At 70.9% G+C, this 20,916-nt stretch carries 20 protein-coding genes and 2 pseudogenes; 8 read left to right on the top strand and 14 right to left on the bottom strand.

What is annotated here, in order from left to right; all coding sequences use genetic code 11:
- The first annotated feature begins 213 nt into the window (after positions 1 to 213).
- Complete coding sequence (locus tag U9R90_RS19720) at positions 214 to 2,499, top strand: MMPL family transporter (RefSeq protein WP_411057964.1); 2,286 nt, start codon at positions 214 to 216, stop codon at positions 2,497 to 2,499.
- Between the two features lie 71 nt (positions 2,500 to 2,570).
- Here the strand turns inward: U9R90_RS19720 and U9R90_RS19715 are convergent, their stop codons facing one another.
- Both U9R90_RS19715 and U9R90_RS19710 read right to left on the bottom strand, forming a co-directional pair.
- On the bottom strand, positions 2,571 to 2,909 hold the full coding sequence (locus U9R90_RS19715; RefSeq protein WP_411059744.1) for an NAD(P)/FAD-dependent oxidoreductase: 339 nt from the start codon (positions 2,907 to 2,909) through the stop codon (positions 2,571 to 2,573).
- Positions 2,910 to 3,239: 330 nt separating this feature from the next.
- A complete protein-coding gene (locus U9R90_RS19710) occupies positions 3,240 to 4,160 on the bottom strand; it encodes an ornithine cyclodeaminase family protein (protein ID WP_411057963.1) in 921 nt (306 codons plus the stop codon).
- Here U9R90_RS19710 and U9R90_RS19705 point away from each other — a divergent pair.
- Positions 4,159 to 4,809: a GntR family transcriptional regulator gene (locus tag U9R90_RS19705; protein WP_411057962.1), complete on the top strand. Its 651-nt coding sequence runs from the start codon at positions 4,159 to 4,161 to the stop codon at positions 4,807 to 4,809. The two genes, U9R90_RS19710 and U9R90_RS19705, sit on opposite strands and share 2 nt — an antisense overlap.
- A 127-nt stretch (positions 4,810 to 4,936) precedes the next feature.
- Here U9R90_RS19705 and U9R90_RS19700 read toward each other — a convergent pair whose 3' ends face one another.
- Both U9R90_RS19700 and U9R90_RS19695 read right to left on the bottom strand, forming a co-directional pair.
- On the bottom strand, positions 4,937 to 5,521 hold the full coding sequence (locus U9R90_RS19700) for a potassium channel family protein (protein WP_411057961.1): 585 nt from the start codon (positions 5,519 to 5,521) through the stop codon (positions 4,937 to 4,939).
- On the bottom strand, positions 5,518 to 6,450 hold the full coding sequence (locus U9R90_RS19695) for a DMT family transporter (protein ID WP_411057960.1): 933 nt from the start codon (positions 6,448 to 6,450) through the stop codon (positions 5,518 to 5,520). The genes U9R90_RS19700 and U9R90_RS19695 overlap by 4 nt, the downstream gene beginning before the upstream one ends.
- 401 nt (positions 6,451 to 6,851) lie before the next feature.
- Here U9R90_RS19695 and U9R90_RS19690 point away from each other — a divergent pair, with 401 nt between their 5' ends.
- Entirely contained in the window at positions 6,852 to 7,577 is a 726-nt protein-coding gene (locus U9R90_RS19690; RefSeq protein ID WP_411057959.1) for a dienelactone hydrolase family protein, read from the top strand.
- A 614-nt stretch (positions 7,578 to 8,191) separates the two neighbouring features.
- Here U9R90_RS19690 and U9R90_RS19685 read toward each other — a convergent pair.
- Positions 8,192 to 8,374, bottom strand: coding sequence for a hypothetical protein (locus U9R90_RS19685; RefSeq protein WP_411057958.1), 183 nt, complete (start codon positions 8,372 to 8,374; stop codon positions 8,192 to 8,194).
- A 116-nt stretch (positions 8,375 to 8,490) separates the two neighbouring features.
- Between U9R90_RS19685 and U9R90_RS19680 the strand changes: the two are divergent.
- Positions 8,491 to 8,682: pseudogene (locus U9R90_RS19680) on the top strand (short-chain dehydrogenase/reductase); the annotation flags it as partial.
- On the opposite strand, the gene U9R90_RS19675 reads toward U9R90_RS19680, so the two are convergent.
- The 5 genes and pseudogenes from U9R90_RS19675 to U9R90_RS19655 all read right to left on the bottom strand — a co-directional run bounded on the left by U9R90_RS19675 (position 8,672) and on the right by U9R90_RS19655 (position 13,920).
- Positions 8,672 to 9,556 (bottom strand): STM4011 family radical SAM protein, encoded by an 885-nt coding sequence (locus U9R90_RS19675; RefSeq protein WP_411057957.1) that lies wholly within the window; start codon positions 9,554 to 9,556, stop codon positions 8,672 to 8,674. The pseudogene U9R90_RS19680 and the gene U9R90_RS19675 sit on opposite strands and share 11 nt — an antisense overlap.
- A gap of 11 nt (positions 9,557 to 9,567) precedes the next feature.
- Positions 9,568 to 10,950, bottom strand: coding sequence for an STM4012 family radical SAM protein (locus tag U9R90_RS19670; protein WP_411057956.1), 1,383 nt, complete (start codon positions 10,948 to 10,950; stop codon positions 9,568 to 9,570).
- Positions 10,947 to 11,753 carry an STM4013/SEN3800 family hydrolase gene (locus tag U9R90_RS19665; protein ID WP_411059743.1) on the bottom strand — a complete coding sequence of 269 codons (807 nt, stop codon included), beginning with the start codon at positions 11,751 to 11,753 and terminating at the stop codon, positions 10,947 to 10,949. Before U9R90_RS19665 ends, U9R90_RS19670 begins: the two co-directional genes overlap by 4 nt.
- 19 nt (positions 11,754 to 11,772) lie before the next feature.
- On the bottom strand, positions 11,773 to 12,936 hold the full coding sequence (locus U9R90_RS19660) for an STM4014 family protein (RefSeq protein WP_411057955.1): 1,164 nt from the start codon (positions 12,934 to 12,936) through the stop codon (positions 11,773 to 11,775).
- A 25-nt stretch (positions 12,937 to 12,961) separates the two neighbouring features.
- A pseudogene (locus U9R90_RS19655) lies at positions 12,962 to 13,920 on the bottom strand (STM4015 family protein).
- Positions 13,921 to 14,146: 226 nt separating this feature from the next.
- Between U9R90_RS19655 and U9R90_RS19650 the strand changes: the two are divergent.
- Positions 14,147 to 14,473: a hypothetical protein gene (locus U9R90_RS19650; RefSeq protein ID WP_411057954.1), complete on the top strand. Its 327-nt coding sequence runs from the start codon at positions 14,147 to 14,149 to the stop codon at positions 14,471 to 14,473.
- A gap of 106 nt (positions 14,474 to 14,579) precedes the next feature.
- Entirely contained in the window at positions 14,580 to 15,626 is a 1,047-nt protein-coding gene (locus tag U9R90_RS19645) for a DUF6745 domain-containing protein (RefSeq protein ID WP_411057953.1), read from the top strand.
- A 149-nt stretch (positions 15,627 to 15,775) separates the two neighbouring features.
- Here U9R90_RS19645 and U9R90_RS19640 read toward each other — a convergent pair whose 3' ends face one another.
- From U9R90_RS19640 to U9R90_RS19630, 3 genes are all read right to left on the bottom strand, one after another.
- A complete protein-coding gene (locus U9R90_RS19640) occupies positions 15,776 to 16,345 on the bottom strand; it encodes an exonuclease domain-containing protein (protein ID WP_411057952.1) in 570 nt (189 codons plus the stop codon).
- Between the two features lie 30 nt (positions 16,346 to 16,375).
- Positions 16,376 to 16,525: a hypothetical protein gene (locus tag U9R90_RS19635; protein WP_411057951.1), complete on the bottom strand. Its 150-nt coding sequence runs from the start codon at positions 16,523 to 16,525 to the stop codon at positions 16,376 to 16,378.
- A 277-nt stretch (positions 16,526 to 16,802) separates the two neighbouring features.
- On the bottom strand, positions 16,803 to 17,273 hold the full coding sequence (locus U9R90_RS19630; protein ID WP_411057950.1) for an Lrp/AsnC family transcriptional regulator: 471 nt from the start codon (positions 17,271 to 17,273) through the stop codon (positions 16,803 to 16,805).
- Positions 17,274 to 17,445: 172 nt separating this feature from the next.
- Between U9R90_RS19630 and U9R90_RS19625 the strand changes: the two genes are divergently transcribed.
- A complete protein-coding gene (locus tag U9R90_RS19625) occupies positions 17,446 to 18,429 on the top strand; it encodes a DMT family transporter (protein ID WP_411057949.1) in 984 nt (327 codons plus the stop codon).
- Positions 18,422 to 19,642, top strand: coding sequence for an aromatic amino acid transaminase (locus U9R90_RS19620; RefSeq protein ID WP_411057948.1), 1,221 nt, complete (start codon positions 18,422 to 18,424; stop codon positions 19,640 to 19,642). Before U9R90_RS19625 ends, U9R90_RS19620 begins: the two co-directional genes overlap by 8 nt.
- A 16-nt stretch (positions 19,643 to 19,658) precedes the next feature.
- Here the strand turns inward: U9R90_RS19620 and U9R90_RS19615 are convergent, their stop codons facing one another.
- On the bottom strand, positions 19,659 to 20,834 hold the full coding sequence (locus U9R90_RS19615) for a serine hydrolase domain-containing protein (RefSeq protein WP_411057947.1): 1,176 nt from the start codon (positions 20,832 to 20,834) through the stop codon (positions 19,659 to 19,661).
- Positions 20,835 to 20,916: the final 82 nt, after the last annotated feature.

Below are 20,916 nucleotides of genomic sequence, written 5' to 3'. Positions count from 1 at the left end.
CCCAGCCACCCCAGCTACGTCAGCCACCCCTGCCGCCCCGACCAACTCCTGCCGGTGTGCCACGACTGTCTGTTCGTGATCCATTCTGGCACCGGCCTCGAGCCCCACCCCAGGCCTCTGAGCTGATCCCAAGCTAGGACCACGGTCCTGGTCGGCAGTTTCGCCCGGCCCCGACTCCCAGCCCCTTTCTCGTTCCGCACTCGGACGATTCGCGTGTTCCCCGCTGATGAGCTGGACACCGGCCGGGAGCACCCGGCTCCGCACCCACTGCCGGAGGACCACGTGATCCGCGCTCTGACCGGATTCTCCACCCGCAATCCATGGAAGGTGATCGCCCTCTGGGCGGTCGTCGGCATCTTCCTGACCCTGGTCGGCCAAGTGCTGATCTACCGCGTCACCGAGACCCAGACGGGCGACTTCCTGCCCGCGAAATACGACTCGGCCGCCGCACTGAAGATCGCCGAGGAGCGGTTCGGGGAGAAGCCCGACGCCAACGCGGTAACCCTGCTGGTCGCCCGCGAGGACGGTGAGCCGCTCACCGGACCCGACCACCGCCGCGTCGGAGCCGTCGCCGGGCAATTGGGCGCTCGGCATGTCGAGATGCCCGAGCCCGACGAGGACGAGCCCTCCTTCCTGACCGAGGACCACTCCCAGACGCCGACGGTCAGCCCCGTCATGGTCGCGCCCGACCGCAGCTTCGAGCTGCTCTCCGTACAACTGACCGGCAACTCCACGGACCCCGGTCTGCACGACCTCTACCGTGCCTTCCGCGACCAGGCGAAGGACGAGTTCGCCGAGGCGGGGATGCGCACCGGCTTCACCGGCGGCCTGGCCGACCTCGTCGACACGACCGACGCCGAGGAGTCCACCGAGCAGCTCGTCGGCGTCCTCATGGTCGGCCTGATCGTGCTGATCAACATCCTGGTGTTCCGCAGCGTGCTGGCCGCCCTGCTGCCCCTGCTGGCGGTCGTCATCATCGGCGGCGCGGCGTCGGGCGCGGTCGTCGGCGCCGCGATACTCACCGGCATCAAGCTCGACACCAGCACCCCCGGCATGATCAACGTGGTGCTGATCGGCATCGGCGTCGACTACTTCCTCTTCCTTCTCTTCCGCTTCCGCGAACAGCTGCGGGCCCGCCCCGACCTGCCCGCGCGTGCCGTGTCGGCGGAGGTCAGCGCCCGTGTGGGCACCGCGATCACCTCGGCCGCCCTGACCATCGTGGCCGCCTTCGCCACCCTCGGCATCGCGACCTTCGGACAGTTCCGGGTGCTCGGCCCCGCCATCGCCGTCTCGGTGCTCGTCATGCTGGTCGGCAGCCTCACCCTGATGCCCGCGCTGCTCGCGGTCACCGGACGCAGGATGTTCTGGCCCTCCCGCGCCCTCAGGGGGGAGCCCCGTCCCGGCACGGCCGGGCGCCTGGGCGACCTGGTCGCCCGCCGTCCGCTCACCCTCGTACTGGCCTCCGTCGCCGTGCTCGGCGCGCTGGCGGCCGGAGTGGTCGGCATCCGGATGGACTACGGCCAGGACAGCGGAGCCCACGACACTCCGGCCGCCCTCACCTCGGCCGAGATCTCCCGCGCCCTGCCCGCCGGCGTGTCCGATCCGGCCACCGTCTATGTCACCGCCGAGGACGGCCGTACCCTCACCGCCGAAGGACTGGGCGCCCTGCCCAAGGCCCTCAGCAAGGTCGACGGTATCGGCCAGGTCGGCGAGACCACACTCAACGACGACAGCACCGCCGCCCGCATCGACTTCTACCTCACCGTGGACACGCAGAGCCAGCAGGCCCGTGACCTCGTGTCAGGACCGGTGCGTGACACGGTCGCCCGTAGCGCCCCCGCCGGGACCGAGGCCCACGTCGGCGGCACGACCGCGATCTTCGCGGACATCTCCACCGCCGTCGACCACGACCTGAAGATCGTGTTCCCGGTCGCCGCCGCGCTGATCGCCCTCATCCTGCTGGTCCTGCTCCGCAGCCTGCTCGCTCCGGCCATCCTCATGATCGCCGTCGGCCTCGGCTTCGCCGCCACCCTCGGCGCCTCCGCGCTGTTCTTCCAGCACCTGCTCGACAAGCCGGGCGTCAACTTCGTCCTGCCGCTGGTGCTGTTCCTCTTCGTCGTCGCCCTCGGCACCGACTACAACATCCTGATCAGCGACCGCATCCGCGAGGAGATGGCACGCCCAGGGCCGGCCCGCGCGGCCGTCGCCCGTGCCGTACGACACACCGCACCCGCCATTGCCACGGCGGGCGTTGTCCTCGCCGCGTCCTTCGGCAGCCTCGCCGTCACCGTGAACCCGTCCACCCAGCAGGTCGGCTTCGCGACGGCGCTCGGCATCATGCTCTCCGCCTTCGTCCTCGCCATCGTGCTGGTGCCCGCGCTCGCCGCGCTCCTCGGCCGGGGCACCTGGTGGCCGTTCCGCCCGGGCCGCGCCCAGCGCGGTCACCACGGCGGGGCCCCGGTCCCTGAGCCGCACCACGAGCGCATGCCTGTGCACTAGGACGTGTTCGAGGTGACGTGCCCGAGTACGTCCGCGGGCCAGAAGCGGAGCCCGGGGACTCGCGTCAGCTCTCAGCGCTTCGCCGCCCGGCCACGCCGTGCGGCGAAGCGCTGCGGGGAGAAGGGACGGGCTGTACCGGCTGTGTCGGTTCCCTGCCCGCCTCCCCGTACGTTCGCGGAGATGATGTCCGCGGTCACCGGTGCGAGGGTCACACCGAGCATGCCGTGTCCGCTCGCGACGAGGACGTTCTCCTTGCCTGGCAGCGGTCCGATGACCGGCAGTCCGTCGGGTGTCATCGGACGCAGTCCGGTCCAGCCGTACGGCTGTGACGCCGGGGGAAGTCCGGCAGGTACGCGTGGGCGGAGTGGGCGATGCCCCGCAGGCGATGCGGATCGATGGCCGCGTCCCAGCTACCGAACTCCATGTGCCGCTCCTGCGGGCAGTGAAGCCCGGTCAGCACCTGCTTGCCGAGAGCGGTTGAGGGAGGTGAGCGCTTCGACGCCGTGCTCGAAGTCCCGGGAATTGCAGTGTCGCAGCATGCCGATCATGAAGCGCACGTGCTCGCGCCGCGGGGAGGGGCGGACGTACAGGGGGCTGTCCTTGCGGGCCGTCCACCGCAGGGCCTTTCCGAGCATCCCGGGCGCGGGCACGGGAGCCGACATGATCGGCACGATCCACCCGGCGTTGTGGGCAGAGGCTCCGGCTGCTCCGTCGCGTCGCAGACCGGTTTCCCTGCCGGGTCAGGGGAGGAGCCTGTCAGCCAGGAGGCGGGCGATGGCCCAGTCCTGTACGGCGACACCGACGGACTTGAACACGGTCCGCTTGCCGTACTCGGCGCCGGGGGCGGTCAGCGCGGTGCCGAGCTCCGTCAGGGTGTCCCTGGCGATGGCACCGGCTTCCAGGGCGTGGATGATCTCACCGGACTCCTCCAGGACCGCATCGAGTTGGTCGATGACGACGGTGCTGCCGGCGAGCAGTTCGTCGGGCAGCTCGCGCATGGTGGGGCGGTACGCGCCGATGGCGTTGACGTGCACCCGTGCGGGCAGCGCCGACTCAGGGAAGAGCGGGCTGGTCGCGTTGGTCGCGCAGCAGACGATCTCGGCCGTACGTACGGCAGCCGCCGCGTCGGTCGCCGTGCGCAGTTCCACTCCCGGCAGTTCGGGTTCCAGTGTCTCGACGACGGCCTGTGCGCGGCTCAGGTCGGCGTTGACCACGGTCAGTTGGCGCAGGGGCCGGACCGCGTGGACGGCGCGGACCTGGTCGGGAGCCTGTGCACCGGCGCCGATCAGGGTCAGCCGGGCGGCCTCGGGAGGGGCGAGGAGATCGGTGGCGACGCCGACCACCGCACCGGTACGCAGGGCCGTCACCGCTCCGGCGTCGGCGACCAGGTGGTCCAGGCGGCCGGTCTCGCTCCACACGACGGTGCCCGCGATGGCGGGCTTGCGCTCGAAGTTCACGCTCAGCGTCTTGAACATGGCGGACGCGGTCGACCGGTGATGAGCCGACATCACCAGGAACTGCCCGTCCCGCAGCGCGGTGCGGGTGGGCATCTCGAACTCCCCGCCGGCGAGATCGACGAAGCCGCGCCGTACGGCCTCGATCGCCTCGTGCATGGTCACGGCCTCGCGGATCTCGCGCTCACCGACGGTGATCGTGTTCATGGGCCCCGCTTCCTCGTTGCGCGCTTCCGCCACCGCCCCGTGGGACAGGAAGGCGAGAGTAAGGTATTCCGCCTTACTCCTCGCAGAGAGCGTCATCAACGTGGCTTCGGAGCTGGGGGTCTCCATCACGCCGGTCCGTGAGGCAGTCATGGATCTGGCCAATCTCGGAATGGTGGAGATTATCCGCAACCGGGGCTTCAGGGTTCCCGTGCTCACGGACCACGATCTCGAAGAGATCTTCCGCCTGCGCACCATGCTGGAGGTCCCGGCCATGACCGAGCTCGCCGGGCTCGCGGACCGGGCGCCCGTGGCCGCTTTCCGGCAACTCGCCGAGCAGCTCACCGACGCCGCACGCGCGGGAGACCTCATGCCTTTCCTGGACCTGGACCGCCAGTTCCACCTCGGCCTGCTGGAACTGCTGGGCAACCGCCGCCTGGTGGCGATGGTCGGCCAGTTGCGCGACCAGGCGCGCATGGAGGGCCTGCAGAAGCTGGCGGACCAAGGCGAGCTGACCCGGTCCGGTGAGGAGCACGTCGCCATCGTGGACGCCATCATCGCGGGCGATGAGGAACTGACCGCGGAACTCGTGCGCAAGCACCTCACTCACAGCCGCGGCATCTGGGCCGGCCGGACAGAACGCGGCGCCTGACACCGCCGAGAGCTGGTCGAGGGGTCCGGCTGAGCGGACTCCGGCCGAGCGGGGTCGGCCTGGCGGGCGGGCAGGTGACTCGTTGTCCGCTGACCAACATCTGAGGACCCCACCCTCGGACCCACGTCTAGGGGCTCTCGTCAGACCCCCGCCCACTGCGCCCCTGGTGCCCCAGATGCCCCAGATGCCCCAGGCGCTCCCCAAGGCGTCCGCGCACCCACCGAGTCAGCGCGGTCGCCGCGGCGGTCAGGAAGACGAAGCTGTACAGGATCTGCAGGATGGTGACCAGTCGCGCGGTCTGACCGTGCGGGGTGATGTCGCCGTAGCCGACCGTCGCCAGCGTGACCACGGTGAAGTACAGCGCGTCGACGCGGGTCCGCAGACCGCTGAACTCGCCCGGTTGCTCCGAGAGACTGAAGTATCCGGCGGAGAAGACCAGGATGGTCAGGCACATCAGCAGCGGGATCTGCAGTCCCGGGCGGGTGCCCGGCCGGTCCACGAGCACATCCCTGATCTGCCGCAGCAACAGGACGGCGATGAGCACGAGGGCGAGGACGAAGACGGTCCAGCTGAACCCGGGGCGGCGGGGACCCAACTGGTCGAGGGGAAGCAGGAAGTAGCCCGCCACCATGGCGATGGCGAGACAGGCCGCCCACACCCAAGGCCGCCGCCAGACCGGCCCCGCGGCATCGCCGTGTCCTGGCGTGCTCACTCGACCGGCCCAAGGGGGCGGTCCCCAGCGCTGGAAGGGGGCTTGCGCAGGGCGCCGAGGTAGACGCCGAGGAGGATGAGCGGGGCGCCGAACAGCAGACCCGCGGTGAGTGGCTCGTCGTCGAGCCACGAGGAGAGGACGATCGTGACCACGGGAATGACGACGAAGATATACGCGGCCCGCGACGGGCCCCAGTTCCTGATGACGAAGAGATAGAGCACGAAGGTCGCCACCGAGCCGCCCAAGGCCAGGTAGCCGAGCGCCCACCACGTCACGGCGCGCTCCGGGAACACCCAGTCGTCCCCGGCGACGAGGGACCCCGTGAACAGCAGTACGGCCGCGCCCGTCATCCCCACCGCGTTCATCGTCACCGGGTGGACCGCGGGCAGCCGGTGGACCAGCACTGCCGCCTCGGCGAAGCTGAACACGGCGCCGAGTACGGCGAGAAAGGACAGCAGCGGCACCGAACCCTGGAGGGGGCCGCGGGTCACCACGGCGACCCCGGCCAGCGCGCACACGGTCCCGACCGCCGCCAGGGCCCGGAACTTCTCCTGCCGCTGGGCCACGGAGAGCAGCAGCGCCACGAGCGGCACCAGCGCGAGCACTGTTTGGCCCAGTCCGGCGTGGATACGCACCAGCGCGTAGTACGCCAGCGCGAAGGTGACGCCGAAGTTGAGCGCGCCGAAGAGCAGCGCCCCAGCCAGCGCCCGCCCCCGAGGCCACTCGAGCCGCATTACGGCCATGATCACGAGCAGCACCACCGCTGCCGCCCCGAACCGCAGCGCGGCCCCCCACAGCGGATCCAGCTCCCGGTTGCTGAACCTGATCCCGACCGCGTTCCCCCCGGCAAGCAGGCAGACCCCGGCGAACGCGCCGATGACGACGCGCTCGCCCGGCCGAGGGTCCGTTCCTCCGTCCGCGCGCTGCATGATCGCACCGTAGACCGGGACGGAGACCGTCTCGCTCTATGACACTCCGGCCCAACCACCCAGCCCTACTACGCCGCCAACCCGCCGTCGACCGCGAACTCCGCACCTGTCACATACCTGCGGCGATCACCGGTGTGCCGATCACGCCGGAGTGTACGGAGTTGACGCGGATGTCCTCGGCAGTGACTTCCAACGATCCGCCCGTATAACGCCTGGGCGAGGGCGACAAGCCGTTCCCAGCCCTCGGCACGCGATACGTCGTGGCGTACGAACAACGCCGCGTCCCCCCGTTTGTCACGGATCTTGTGAGCCGTCGCCGCATTTCAGAGGCACACCGGCGCTGTTCTGCCAGCGGTGAACACCGGCCGGACCGGGCTCGACGATCAATACAGTCCAGTCTCATGACGACAGTCACAACGCGCACGGTCGAATACCCGGCCGACGGCCTGACGATGACCGGGCACCTCGCGCTCCCGGCCGGTGTCGACCGCCGGCCCGCGGTGCTGCTCGGACCAGAGGGCATGGGGCTCAGCGACGTCGAGCGCCGCCGGGCCGATGCGCTCGCCGAGCTGGGATATGTAGCGCTGGCCTTCGACCTTCACGGCGGGCGCTATTTGGGTGACCCCGAGGAGATGCTGGCCCGTTGCCTGCCGCTGCTCGCTGATCCCGACCGGATGCGGGGCATCGGCCATGCGGCGCTCGACGTGTTGCGCGCCGAACCGCGAACCGACCCCGACCGGATCGCCGCCGTCGGCTACGGCACCGGGGGCGCCGTCGGGCTGGAACTCGGGCGAGGCGGCGTCAACCTGCGCGCGATCGGGACAGTCAACGCAACTACCACGGGCCGACCGGGCGAGGCGGCGCGCATTCGCTGCCCGGTGTGGGCCGGGGTCGGGTCGGAAGACCCGATCATGCCGCCCGCGCAACGAAACGCGTTCACCGCCGAGATGCAGGCTGCGGGCGTCGACTGGCGCCTCGCGGTCTACGGCGGCGCCTTGCACGCCTTCCACCACCCGCCGGTCGACCATCCCACGGTCCCCGGCGTCGGCTACCACCCACAGCACGCGCAGCGAGCCTGGCGCGACGTCGTCGACCTGCTCGCCGAGTGCCTGCCCGTGACGGAGTGATCTGGTCGGCAACCGAGTTTCCGGGCCGCGAACCAGGCCGGTCGACCGCCACCGGCTCCGGCCTTCGGAGCCGCTTCTCGTGGCCCGGGATCTGGACACGTACGCAGATCCGGTCCATGGCTGCGCGAATACGTGCGCGTTCGTCGGGAGCCGGGCTCATGAGGCGCTCTCGCAGCCGGTGACGCGGTCACGATTGTGGGCGTCGGCCTGTTGGCGGTGCCCCAGTGCGCGACGAGCGGGTTGAGGTCGCGGCGAAGGTTTAGCCAGCCGGCGTCGTCGACAACGGCGGCGACCAGATGCAGCACCCGGTCACCATCTGCCGTGCTGAACCGCTTGGGCAGCCACTCCGGTGCCGGCAGCGCATGCAGCCGGTCGTGCAGGCGACCCAGCTCCCGGCCGAGAGAACCCACCCGCCACGGGCACCGGGCCCCCTGCCGGTATCGCCGCAGCACCCTGGACTCATCCAGGGCATACACGGCGTGCAGCAGCCCGCTCCCGAACCCGCGCAGCAACGACGGTGGCTCCTCCACGGGGCGGGCCACCCGCTCCTCGTGCCGCTGCCCGGCCAACCACAGGAGTACTCCGGCCACGAGGCAGGTCACGGCCGGGACCACTCAGTGGGCGGACAGGAGGAGGATCAGCCCGTAGAAGCACCCGTAGCGGAACGACATGGGCCGGGAGACGACCCCGTCCCCGGGCCTTAAGCCGAACAGCGGCGGGTCCAACAGCCCCGAGGCCACCGCCAGGAGCGCGGTCGCTGAGATGAGCGTCACCGCCGAGCGCGCCAGTCGGCGCACAGAAGCATGACGGCGGGTTCGAGTGACCCCCGCTGCGTCCACGGAACCGAAGGAGCACAGCGACAAGATCGATAACGGCGTTGAGAAGGCGAAGGACCTTCGTCGAGGACCTTGGCGACGGCAAGCAGCCCGGTGACCCGGCCAAGGCCGCCGCCGCGATCCTCACCGCACTGGAGGCCGAGCGGACCCCGCCGCGGCTGCCCCTGGGCAACGATGCCGTCGACGCTCTCGTCGGCCATCTGGACGGCGTCCGTACAGAGATCTCCACCTGGGAAAAGGTCGCCCGGGACACGGAGTTCAGCGCGTAACCTGCGGCGGTCCGTTGGTGACGCGCAGAGCCGTCGCGTCGGGAACACGCTCCAGGACCCCGCCCGCGAACACGTCGTACAACGGCAGCGTCTCCAAGTGGACATAGCCGATGTGGCAGTCGCAGACGGCCAGCGGGCACGGGCGCGGCATGAGGGCGCGGCGGTACGAACCGTCGTAGAGGTTGCCCAGTTCGGCACGGACGAAGTGGCAGCGGCGGACCGTGCCGTCGCCGTCGACCGAGATCACCGACCGGCCGGTCCTGCAGGGCAGACCGGCGGAGCGGTGCGGATGGCGGCTGTACGGGAACAGCGGGTCGAGCGTGGCCCATTGGGCGGCCTCATCGTCCGTGTAGCGGTACCCCTCGGCGGCGTTCACCCAGAGATAGACCTCGGAGGGCAGGGCGGCGCGCAGTCGCCTCGCCTCGTCGAGATGGTCGGGCAGGCCCACGACACCGACGCTGAACCGCACGCCCAACTCAGCGAGTTGGCGTGTCTTGGCGAGGAAGCGGTCGTACGGTGTCTGACCGGGGTGGTACGTGCACCACAGGGCGACCGTGTCGAGGTCGGCCTCGCGAAGCCAGTCGGTGCGGCAGCTGAGGTTGGTCTGGATGGCGACACGGTCGATGTGCCGCTGGTGGGAGAGTTCGACGAGCGCGCGCCGGTACCAGGAGCGGACCAGGCCCTCACCCCACGGAGTGAACAGCACGGAGAGCCGGTCCCCGTCCTGCTGCCGCGCCCAGCCGGTGAACCGCTCCAGGGCCGCCCGGTCGGCACGCAACTGCCCGGGACTGTCCCGCCGCTTGGCGAACGGACAGTACGGACAGTCATAGTCGCAGGACGCCAGCGGTCCGCGGTACAGGATCGTCAAGTCCATGGTCGACGAGCTCACTTCAGCTCGTACGCGGCCATCGCGGCCCGCACCTCGGCGGAGAACAGCTCGGGGCCGATCGCGTCCGAGTGCGCCAGGCCCTCCGGGGTCAGGCGCAGCACCTCTGGCGATGACAGGTGCTCCAGCCAGCCTCGGTCCGCGAAGTCCGCGAGCTCGGCGGGGAAGTCGTCGCTGGGATCGCTGCCGAACCGCGTGCGGTACTCCGCGAGCGGCATGCCGTCGGCCTGCAGCAGCGACTGGAGCAGATGCCGACGCCGGGCCTCCCAGCCGTCTACGCGGCGGCCGTGCACGGCGCGGGTGAAGTCCTCGGTGGCGGCGTACTCGTCGATGATCGTACGTATCTCGCGCGGCTCGACCGCGTAGTCGAAGGAATAGTGCAGCGCGGAGGTGTACGAGCGGGCGCCACAGCCCAGGCCGATCATCCCGTCGGTCTGGCAGGCGTAGTCGTCCGCGCCCTGTGGCGACGCGTCAGCGCGGCGGAACATACGCATCGACACCTGGACGTATCCCCGCGCCAGGAGGTGGTCGCGGCCCTGCCGGTACAGCCGCAACCGCTGTTCGTCCCAGTCCTGGTCACTGAGCGCCGACCCGTGCCGGTGCCTGCCAAGACCGGTCAATGGTCTTACGTAGAGCGGGTAGAGATAGAGCTCCTCGGGTTGCCAGGCGAGCGCGGCGTCCAGGGAGGTGCGCCAGCTGTCCTCGGTCTGGCCGTCGATGCCGTAGATGAGGTCGATGTTGAGGACCGGGATCCGGGCATCGCGGACCCGGCCGAGCGCGGCCTCGACCTCCGCGCGCCGCTGGGGCCGCACGGCCGCCCGGGCCTCCGCATCGATGAAGCTCTGCACGCCGAGGCTGAGCCGGGTCGTACCGCGCTCGGCGAGTACGGCGAGCCGGTCGGCCGTGGCGGTGGTGGGGGAGGCCTCGACGGAGAGCGGTATCGCCCGCAGGTCAGCGCCCATGCGCCGCTCCGCGATGTCGCAGAGCCGCTCCAGCTCGGCGGCTTCGAGATAGGTGGGGGTGCCGCCGCCGAAGGCCGCGCTGGCGAATCGGACCGGCATCGCCCCACCGTGCTCACCGAGACCGTGCGCCCCGAGCGCGTCACGTACCGCCGTCGCCTGGCGCTCGAGTGCGTCGAGATAGCGGGTGGTCAGATCGCCGGGGGCGCCGATCCGGGTGAAGAGATTGCAGAAGCCGCAGCGGACCTCGCAGAACGGCAGATGCAGATAGAGCGAGAGCGCGCCCTTGGGCTCCGCCGCCCACAGCGTCCGCAGCTCGGGCCGGTCGGGCAGCGGACGGTAGGCCGTCTTGTGCGGGTAGGCGTAGACATAGCTCTGGTACGGGCGCGTGGCGGGGAAGTCGAGCAGGTGCGGTGTGGTCATGCGGACGGCTCCAGGAAGAAGTGGGCGTAGGGCACCGTCCACACGGACGCGTGCCCGAGACGGTGGCCCGTGTAGCCGTCGTCGCCGTAGGCCGTGCCGTGGTCCGAGCAGACGATGGCGAAGCAGCGACGGCGTGAACTCAGCGCGGCGAACAGCCGCCCTATATGCCCGTCGATGTACTCCAGGGCGGCCGTGTGGGTCGCGCGGCTGTCGCCTGCCTCGCGGGTGGCGCCCGGCAGATGGAACCAGTTGGGCTGGTGCAGCGCGCCCGCGTTCAGGAAGAGGAACAGCCGCTGGTCGTCCGGCAGTTCCGCGACCACCTTCACCACGCGCTCCACCTGCGCCTCGAACGACGTGGGCGAGGCCACGCCGAACTCCGGCTCCCAGTGGCTGTCCTGGAAATACCCGGGCAGTACGCTCCCCAGCGCGCCCTGCTTGTTGAAGAACCCCACGCCTCCGATGCACACCGTGCGGTATCCGACGCCGGCGAGCGCGGACACCAGGTCCGGGGCGTCGAAGACGAAGGTGTGCCCGGCGGTCGTCTCACTGCCCGCGAAGCGCGCGGCGAACAGCCGCGGATGCGGCCCCGGAGAAGCGGGCGTGGGCAGGAACCCGGCGAACATCGCCTGATGCGAGGCAAAGGTGAAACTCCCCGGTGCGTGCCGCTCCTCCCAGACACCGCCCGGCAGATGCCGGGCGAGGTTCGGGATACGGCCCGCCGCGGCGAGTTCGACGGCGACGTCGTAGCGGAGGGTGTCCAGGGTGAGCAGGAGCAGGTCGTCGCGGCCGACGACCGCGTTCATATCGGGAATGCCGTGGGCGTCAGGTGCGTGCATGGTGCTTCCTCGCGTGCTCCGGTACGTGCTGCCTTGCGTGGCTCGGCGCCTGGTCTCTCGTGCTGGGTGACTGCTGCTGCTGTCGCACGGCGGCGATCTGCGCCGCATAGGTGTCCAGGCCCTCGGCCCCGCTGCCGGGCAGCCCGGTCAGGCCCGGCAGCAGATCACCGAAGGCGTTCACCTCGCCGACGGCGAACCGCCGCCAGCCGGGCGCCGGAAGGAGGTCGACACCGACGCAGAGCGTGCCGGGGAAGCAGGCGGCGGCGCGCTCGCAGATGTCCAGGGCGTCGGCCCAGCGGCCCCCCGCCGCTTCGACCGCGGCGGCCAGTTCGCCGCGCGCGCCGCCCAGATGGAGGTTCGTCAGCGGTGAGCGGCTGGTCCGTACGACCGCGTGCGTGGCCCGTCCGCCGACCACCACGATCCGCAGATCGGCCACGCGCCCGTGCAGCGACGCCTTCGGCAGCCAGCGCTCGATGTGCAGGCCGTCGGGGGCGAGGCCGTCGACGATCGCGGCGATCTCCCGCTCGTCCCGATAACGGCGCACCCGCAGCGAGTTGTGCAACCGCCCGTGCGACAGTTCGACGGACGTGGTCGCCTGGATACGGCCGCGCCCCGCCGTCTCGACGGCCAGCACCCCGGACGCCGACGACCCATGGGCCAGCTTCACGAACGCGCGCGGTATCCGGTGCGCACGCATCAGCGCCGCCACGTCGTCCCAGCCGCGCACCACCGCCGTCGCCCCCGACGTGGGCGAGGGCGGCACCGGCACCCCCGCCCGGGAGAGCACGTCATGGCAGCGCCGCTTGTCGAAGAGCACCCCGAGCTCGCCCGCGTCGTCCAGCCGCACGCCACCACTCAAGGACCGCACGGCCGAGGTGAACCGCCGATACCAGCGCGCGCTGCCCTCCACCCGCGTGGGATCGTCCACGGCCCGCAGCGCCCGGTCGACTTCGGCGTTCTCTCCAGGCGACTCGAGCCGTACGAGCTCATCCGGGCCGAAGTCCGCCCCGCCGTCCCGGAGCACATCCAGCCAGGGCACGACCCGCGGCGCGGGCAGCCCGGCCTCCTGTACGGCCGCCGCGAACAGGCCGACCCTGCGGTTCTCCGGATTGCCGACGACCGCGAAACGGTACGCCGTGCGACACCCCATGACGCCCCCCACTCTCCGCTGGCCGCTACTCGCCCACAGCCACGTAGCGCCAGACCGTGCCGTCGCCCTCGTCGTCCTCATCGGCGTTGCCCTGAGCGACGTCGACCTCCACGCCCACCGGCTCCAGGGTCTGCTTGACGCGGGTACGCAGCCCGCCGCTCAGATAGTTGTGGTGCAGGTCGAGCTGCTTGAGGTGCGTCAGCGGCTGCCGGCCAGCAGCGCCGTGGCGCCCTCGTCGGTCAGTACGCCCAGGGACAGATCCAGCACCTTGAGGCGGGCCACGACAGGGGCGGACCCCACGGCCGCGGCGATCTCGTCCTGGATCTCGCTGTTACGCAGGGCCAGATGGCGCAACCGGGGCAGCCGGGTGCCGGTGAAGAACGGCTCCAGGTCGGACACCGACGCGTCGGCCCCGTACTCGGACGTGCCCAGCCACAGCTCGAGACGCTCGAGCGCGGGCAGTTCGCTCGCGGCGATCCCGCGCACCACCTCGACCGGCAGGCCACCTGTCTCCACGGTCAACGACCGCAACCGCTCGTGCCGCACGGCGGGAAACGCGAGGCCGTTGCCACCGCGCACACCGAACTCCGCCAACTCGGGAAAGCCGTCCAGGAGCGGGGTGACACACGCCTGCGTGATCCAGGAGATCTCGCACTCCTCGCTGAGCATGTCGCCGAGGAACAGGGCCCGCAGCGCGGGCATGCGCTCGCTCGCGTCGACCAGCGCGGCGATCACCGGGCCCGGGCCGCTCTCGTACGCGTCGCTCCACGCACCCACGATGATCGCCCGCACCCGCGAGATGTCGACGGTCGCGGCGAACCGCGCGAAGGCGTCCTCCCACTTCTCGTCGCTCTCATACGAATCGACGGCGATCCGCCAGGCCACGGCATCGGCCTCAGGCAGCGCGTCGACGGACTTCTCCTCGGCCTGCGGAAAGTGGTACGCGGGCAGGCCGTACAGCTCTTCCAGATGACTACCGATCATGTCCGCCCGTTCCCCTGTCCAAGGCGCCGCTCGCGACGCTCAACTGCGGCGATCTCGCCCTCACGCAGATCGACCGATGTGCAGTATGTGTACCAAGCCCCACTGACACCGCCCGCAGCAGGCCGCCTGATCGCCGCCGTCACGCCGCTCGACGGCCGATGTCAGACCCGCCCCGTACGGTCGATCCCAGATGTGGCGCACACCGCGCCGCGGGAGGGGGAGACCCATGTACCGGCAGGGAGACGCACTCATCGTGCCCGTCGCGGAGGCGGCGATTCCGCCGCATATCGACGACGCGCCGAGGGAGCCGCGGGACGCCCGCGGCAGGCTCGTACTCGCACTCGGCGAGGTGACGGGACACGCGCACGCCGTAGTCGGACCGGGGCAACTGATCCGCGAACCAGGCCCGTTCGGCCCGCTGCTGCTCCATCTGCCCGACGGCGGGCGGGTGGTGCACGAGGAGCACGCGGCGATACCGCTGCCGAAGGGCTGGTACCGAGTGGTGCGCCAGCGCGAGTACGTGCCGGGCTCCGTCCGCCTCGTCGCCGACTGAACCCGCGTCAGGCCGCGTCATCCGAGATAGGCCGAGACAGCCGGAGAACAACCGGGAAAGCCCGGACCGGGACGCTAGGAGACCCTCCGAAGGGGGAGCGCACGACATGACGACCGTGACAGAGACACAGGCCGGGCAGACGGCCCAGACACAGTGGAGAGAGGTGGCGGCGGCCACCGGCCCGGCCGACCGGAAGGCGGCCGAGGCGGCGGTCCGCCTCGCCTACCAGCGGGCCGGACTCCGCGAGCCGGAGCGCATCAGCTGGGTGGCATCGCCGCGCGAGGCCGTGGTCCGGCTGACAGCGGAGCCGGACGCAGAGGGCTCACGAGGCCAGAGCGTGCGCAACGCGATACGCAACCGCCCCTGGGCAGCTGAGCGCGCCCGCCTGCACGCGGAACTGGGCCCGGCCGGGTGGGCCGCGCACTGGCACGCGACCGGAGCCCCGCTCTGGGACACCGCCCACTCCCTCACGACCCGTATCCGCACGGCAGTGGTCGAGGAACTCGCCCAGGGCACCCGGGCCGAGGCGAACATCCGACTCCTCCTGCTCGACGCGGTCCTCGGCCAGCACGAGGCGGCCTGGCTCTGCGCCTTCGACACCTCTCCGGGCAGCCTCCTCGACGGCCTGGCGGCCGTCGCCCGTACGACCGGCTGGTGGTGGCCCTACGAACGAGAGGCGATCCTCTGCGAGCGCCCCACCGAACTGCACCGCGACGAGACCGGCCGCCTGGACCACGCCGACGGCCCAGCACTCGCGTTCTCCGACGGCTTCGCCCTGTACGCGTGGCGCGGCATGCCCGTACCCGAGGAGTTCCTGAGCGAACTCGCCACCCTCACCCCCGAACGCATCCGCGCCGAGAGCAACGCCGAGCTGCGCCGCGTCATGCTGGAGCACTACGGCTACGACCGCTACCTGTCGGAGTCCGACGCGCGCCCTGTACACCGCGACGAGACCGGCGTGCTCTGGCGCATCCCGCTGCTCGGCGACGAGGACGTGGTGACGGTGGAGGTCGTCAACTCCACCCCCGAACCCGACGGCACACACCGTACGTACTGGCTCCGCGTCCCACCCACCACCCGCACCGCCAAGGAGGGCGTCGCCTGGACCTTCGGCCTACACCCGGACGCCTACGACCCGGTGCGCCAGACCTGAGAACCGGCGTCGGCGGGTTCCGGCACGGGTGTCTTCACCGTGAGTGCTCGGGCGCCGTGCCAGGATTCGGCGCTGGCGGGAGAGGGCGGCGATGGCGGTGTAGGCCGCGGCGCGACGCCGGACCAGGCGGCCCTGGAACAGCCGCCCGGTCAGTCCGGCTGTGGCCATCCATTCCGCCGGTTCATGTCGAGTACGAGCGCGCCGATGTTCCACGCATCGTCCGCGCCGCTGTGATGGCGCCCCTCCAGCGGCAGTCCCGCGACCGTCAGCGCGTGCGCCATGCCGGGCCGCTTCCTCAGGTCATACGCGTCAGTGAACGCCGCCTTGGCATTGATATGCCGCCCCGAGAACGGGTACCGCGCAGGTCCGCGCTCGCACTGGCGGGCGAACTGCTTACGGTCGTAGTCGCCCCAGCTCGCCCAGACCCGGGAGGCGGCCTGGTGCTCCCGCGCCAGGAGCGCGCAGGCCTCGGCGAAGGACACACCGGTGTCCACTTCGGACTGGGTGAGCCCGGTCAGCTCCGTGCAGAACGCGCTGACCTTCGACCTCGCCGGGCGCACGAGGATCCGGTGCTTGGCGACACGCTCGCCGGCGACGACATCGACTACGCACAGGCCGATCTCGATGATCTCGTTCACCTGCCCCGGCGGTGCCTGCCCGGCCCAGCAAGTGGCCTCCACATCAACGACGTTCAGCAGCCGCCCGCGCTCCTCATCCATGGCGTAGACCCTACTGACCACGGCCGGGCGCTAAGGCCTGGCGCGTATCTCGCTGAAGTCGAAGTCCGCCTCAAGGCTGCGCATCGTCTCCTCGGCCGCTTCGCGGACCGAGTTGGGAACGTCGCCGCGTTCCTCGATGAGGCCGTCGTAGATCGGTGCGTCCGCGTGGGTGATACTCACGTTGCTTCCTGTTTTCGGGTCGTGACCGTCAGTGCTTCGTCTCTGGGAGAGCCTGGGCGAGTGTACGGGGGAGTGACCCGAAGGGACACAAGGGGTCCATTTGGCGGGAAGCTACTGGTGGGTGTGGTGACGGGGCGGCCGTGGCGGCGCTGCGCGGGGTACACCGCCGCCCCCGCTCTCTCGTATCCGGCCGAACCTCCTCAGCCGACTCGTGGAACTCCCCGCCCGATTGGCGACACCGGGCACGCCGGTCCGCGCCCCCGGGACTGACCGGCGCTCACACGGGGCGCGCCGCGGGCCGGGGATAGGTCCTGGACTGCTTGACGCTGCCGAACGCGAAGCTGGACTCGATCGAGGCGATGCCCGGGATCGCGTGGATGCGGGTGCGGACCAGGACTTCGTACGCTTCGAGGCTCTCGATGACGACCCGCAGTAGATAGTCGCTGCTGCCGGCCATCAGGTAGCAGTCCTGGATGTGCTCGATGAGCCCGACGTGCTCCTCGAACACGTTGACCGCCTCGGCGGTGTGGCGATCCAGGCGGATGCGTACGAACACGGTGATGGGAAGCCCGAAGGCCACCTGGTCGACCATCGCGGTATAGCCGCGGATGAGGCCCGCCTGCTCAAGCCGGCGTACCCGTCGCAGGCAGGGCGAGGGAGACAGGCGCACCCGGTCGGCGAGGTCCTGGTTGGACAGCCGCCCGTCCGCCTGCAACTCACGGATGATCCCCAGATCGACAGCGTCCATCGTCACTCCTTGGCAGATTCTGCCCCGAAGGTAGCTGTGAGAGGCAGAAGACGCAATCGTGTGCCCCGGCTATTGGCCTAGCGTTGCTCACGGGCAGGACGGCCTTCCGGTCGAGCGCGGCGTGGCCGTGACCTGTCCCGTGGAACAGGTCAACAGTGGGAGGAAGAGCGCGTTGGTCGCGACGAACACCATGGGGGCGGCACCGCCCGCCGCGGCCCAGGCCCCGGAGGTCTCCGAGCCCGGCGCCGCGGGCCGCGGGATCTCACCGAACGCGGTTGCCGTACTGGCCCTGGGGCTGACCGTGGCGATCTGGGCCGGGTTCGCGCTCAGCGCCCGGGCGCTGAGCGCCTCGACCCTGCTGCCCGCCGACGCGGCGCTGCTGCGCTTCGGCACCCCCTTGGTCATCCTGGCGCCCGCGCTGTGGCGGCGTCGGCGGAGACTGGCCGCCGTGCGTCCCGGCCCCGCGGCAAAGATCATCTGCGGTGCCGGGGTGCCGTTCTTCCTGGCCGCCATGTACGGCGGTTCCCTCACCTCCGCCGCGTTCGTCGGCTCGCTCATACCGGGCATGGTCCCGCTGTTCGTCTCCGCCCTGATGGTCGCGAACGGGCGCGGCGCTCCGCGCGGCACCCAGGCGGCCGGGCTCGTCCTGATCGCCGTCGGTGTCCTGGCGCTGGTCTGGCGCTACACGGTCGCCCTGGACAGCGACGTCCTGGTCGGTTCCGGCGTGCTCCTGGTCGCCAGCGGCCTGTGGGCCCTGTACACGGTGGGCCTGAAGGAAGTGGACCTCGACCCCATCGGATCGATCGGCCTGCTCTGCCTGCCCTCGTTCGCCGTCATCGCACTCCTCGCGCTGACCGGTGTACTGCCCACCGGTCTCGCGGACGCCGCGGGCAGCGACATCGCCCTGTTCCTCGGCGTACAGGGGATCGGCGTCGGCCTGTGCGCCGGACTGCTGTACGCGTTCGCGATCCGCCGCCTGGGCGCGGAGCGCAGCTCCGTCCTGGGCAGCCTCAGCCCGGTCGCCGTCGTCCTGCTCGCCATCCCGCTGCTCGACGAGTCACCCACGCTCGCCGTGCTGGTGGGCGTCCCCCTCATCACCACCGGCGTCGTGCTGTCCAACCGACGCCCCCGACCCAAGGTTCCCGCCGATGCTTGAGCTCCTCCCCACCCCGCCCGCCGACCCGCTGTGGGACCTGGCGGCCGCGTACGCCCATGACACCCGCCCCGACCGCCTGAACCTCGTCGTCGGCGTCTACCGGGACCACACCGGAGTCACCCCCGTCATGACGGCCGTCCGCGAGGCCGAGATACGCCTCGCGGAGCGCTCCGTATCCAAGGAGTACCGGGGCCTGTCGGGCAATCTCGCCTTCAACCGCGCGATGGTGTCGACGGTCCTGGGAGCCGACGGACCGGCCGACCGGGCCGCCGCGGTCCAGACCGTCGCCGGCACCGGCGCGCTGCGGCTCCTGGCCGACCTGGTGCGCCTGACCCGCCCCGGCGCGACGGTGTGGATCAGCGACCCCGCCTACGTCAACCACCGCCCCATCCTGGAGGCCGCCGGACTGACCGTACGGACCTACAGCTGGCTCGACGCCGAGGGGCGCTCGGACGCGGCGGGCATGCTGCGGGACCTGCGGGACGCGCGGCGCGACGACGTCGTCCTGCTGCAGGGCTGCTGCCACAACCCCTCCGGCGTCGACCTCTCCTTCGAGGCCTGGCAGGCAGTGGCCGAACTGGCCGAGTCGAGCGGCTGGGTGCCGTTCGTCGACGTCGCCTACCACGGCCTCGGCGACGGCCTGGAGGCGGACCTGCGGGCCACGCGCATGCTGGCGGCGCGGGTTCCGGAAATGCTGATCTCCGTCAGCTGCTCGAAGAACTTCGGCCTCTACAGCGACCGTACGGGCTGCGCCATCGTCCTCAGCCCGTCCCGCCGGACCCTGGGTCACGTCGAGACGTCGCTGCAGAACATCGCCCGTACGCTCTACTCCATGCCACCGGAGCACGGTGCCGCCGTGGTGACGACCATCCTGGAGGACGAGGAGCTACGGTCCGCCTGGCGATCCGAACTGGACGTCATGCGAGGCCGGATCACCGCCAACCGAGACGACCTGGTCGCCCATCTCAACGGCCTGGGCCACGCCGACCAGGCGGAGACCATCTCCCGGCAGAAGGGCATGTTCTCCACCCTGCCGCTGACCGCCGATCAGATGCGCGTCCTGCGCGAGCAGTTCGCCATCTACGGCACGGTCTCGGGCCGCATCAACATCGCGGGTGTCGCCGCGCACCGCATCCCCTATCTCGCGCGGGGCATCGCGTCGGTCCTCGGCACGGTGGACGCGGCACGGCCCACCCCGTCGGCGGTCTCGTGAACTGACCCCCGCACACTCACGATGCGCGGCACAGGGCGTGGTCGATGAGTTCGTGCAGCAGGTCCGCCTGGCGGGCCGCGGTACGCGGATCCGCCGGGCGGCTGTGCGTGGAGACGGTGAGGGTGCGTTGCCCGTCCGTGGTGGCGGCGGCCTCGACGACGTACCCGAAGCCGCTTCCCCCGTGCCCGACGTAACTGCCGCCGCAGGACAGGGGGGTGGAGAACAGCCCCAGTCCGGCCCCGGTGCCCGCCGGTTGGCCGCTGTCCCGCGGCACCGGCACGGTGGTCCGCATGGCGGCGAGCTCACGGGGCTCCAGGAGCCGTCCGCCGGCCAGGGCGGCGAAGAAGCGGTTGAGGTCGCGCGCCGTACCGGTCATCGAGCCGTCGGCCCCACTGTCGAAGGGCCGGTAGGGGAGTGTGGTGTCGACCATCGGCCCGTCCACGGCGAACTGCTGGTAGTTGGCCGCGTGCGGCTGCGGAAGGAAGGGCCAGGTGCCGGGTGTGTCCGTATCCCGCAGCCCAAGGGGGCGCAGGATACGGTCGTTGACCTGTCGCTCCCAAGTCTGGCCGGTGACCTTCTCGATCACCATCCCGGCCAGCACGTAGTTCGTGTTGGAGTACGCCCAGTCAGTGCCGGCCGGGAAGTCGGGCGCATGGCGCATCGCCAGGGCGACCAGCTCGTCGGGGCGGTAGGCGCGCCACCGATTGGCGTAGTACGTACGGGCGCTGGGGTCCGTGAAGACGGTAGGGGTGTAGTCGTACAGGCCGCTGGTGTGCTGGAGTAGATCGCGCACCGTGATGGTCCGGCCGTCGTTGCCCGCCCCGGAGACGACCCCGGGCAGCAGCTGTTCCACCGTCTGGTCGAGTGACAGCCGCCCCTCGCCCACCAGTTGCAGCACGACCGTGGCGACGAACGTCTTGGTCGTACTGCCCAGCCGCAGATACCCGTCCTGGGGGACCGGACGCCGGGTCGCCAGATCCCCCACACCGGACCGGGCCGTCACCGTCCCGCTCGGAGTCTGCAGACGCACCGACACCCCCGTGACCCCGGCATCGCGCAACGCGTCTGCGGCACGCTGCACAGCGGAAGGACCTGGCTCAGCCGCTGCCGCGGCGGGCGGCAGAGCCACCACAGCCAGCACCAGCACCACAACCGGCACGACAACGGATAGCCACAAGCGGCGGAAGACCATGCCCTGAGGCTAGGAACAGCCCAGGCCACCGGCCATCCTGACCACCCCCGGACCGAACGGGGGCCAGCCGGATGGACACCGC

This window comes from Streptomyces sp. E11-3, assembly GCF_046540415.1.
In the GTDB taxonomy this organism is placed as follows: Bacteria; Actinomycetota; Actinomycetes; order Streptomycetales; family Streptomycetaceae; genus Streptomyces.
This window is presented reverse-complemented; position numbering and strand designations above follow the sequence as displayed.

Coding starts and splice junctions, on each gene's coding strand:
- U9R90_RS19705 (WP_411057962.1), top strand. CDS start 4,159: ATGGGCCCCGCTTCCTCGTTGCGCGCTTCCGCCACCGCCCCGTGGGAC.
- U9R90_RS19690 (WP_411057959.1), top strand. CDS start 6,852: ATGACGACAGTCACAACGCGCACGGTCGAATACCCGGCCGACGGCCTG.
- U9R90_RS19630 (WP_411057950.1), bottom strand. CDS start 17,273: ATGGACGCTGTCGATCTGGGGATCATCCGTGAGTTGCAGGCGGACGGG.
- U9R90_RS19645 (WP_411057953.1), top strand. CDS start 14,580: ATGACGACCGTGACAGAGACACAGGCCGGGCAGACGGCCCAGACACAG.
- U9R90_RS19660 (WP_411057955.1), bottom strand. CDS start 12,936: ATGGGGTGTCGCACGGCGTACCGTTTCGCGGTCGTCGGCAATCCGGAG.
- U9R90_RS19675 (WP_411057957.1), bottom strand. CDS start 9,556: ATGGACTTGACGATCCTGTACCGCGGACCGCTGGCGTCCTGCGACTAT.
- U9R90_RS19665 (WP_411059743.1), bottom strand. CDS start 11,753: ATGAACGCGGTCGTCGGCCGCGACGACCTGCTCCTGCTCACCCTGGAC.
- U9R90_RS19710 (WP_411057963.1), bottom strand. CDS start 4,160: ATGAACACGATCACCGTCGGTGAGCGCGAGATCCGCGAGGCCGTGACC.
- U9R90_RS19695 (WP_411057960.1), bottom strand. CDS start 6,450: ATGCAGCGCGCGGACGGAGGAACGGACCCTCGGCCGGGCGAGCGCGTC.
- U9R90_RS19640 (WP_411057952.1), bottom strand. CDS start 16,345: ATGGATGAGGAGCGCGGGCGGCTGCTGAACGTCGTTGATGTGGAGGCC.
- U9R90_RS19620 (WP_411057948.1), top strand. CDS start 18,422: ATGCTTGAGCTCCTCCCCACCCCGCCCGCCGACCCGCTGTGGGACCTG.
- U9R90_RS19615 (WP_411057947.1), bottom strand. CDS start 20,834: ATGGTCTTCCGCCGCTTGTGGCTATCCGTTGTCGTGCCGGTTGTGGTG.
- U9R90_RS19670 (WP_411057956.1), bottom strand. CDS start 10,950: ATGACCACACCGCACCTGCTCGACTTCCCCGCCACGCGCCCGTACCAG.
- U9R90_RS19650 (WP_411057954.1), top strand. CDS start 14,147: ATGTACCGGCAGGGAGACGCACTCATCGTGCCCGTCGCGGAGGCGGCG.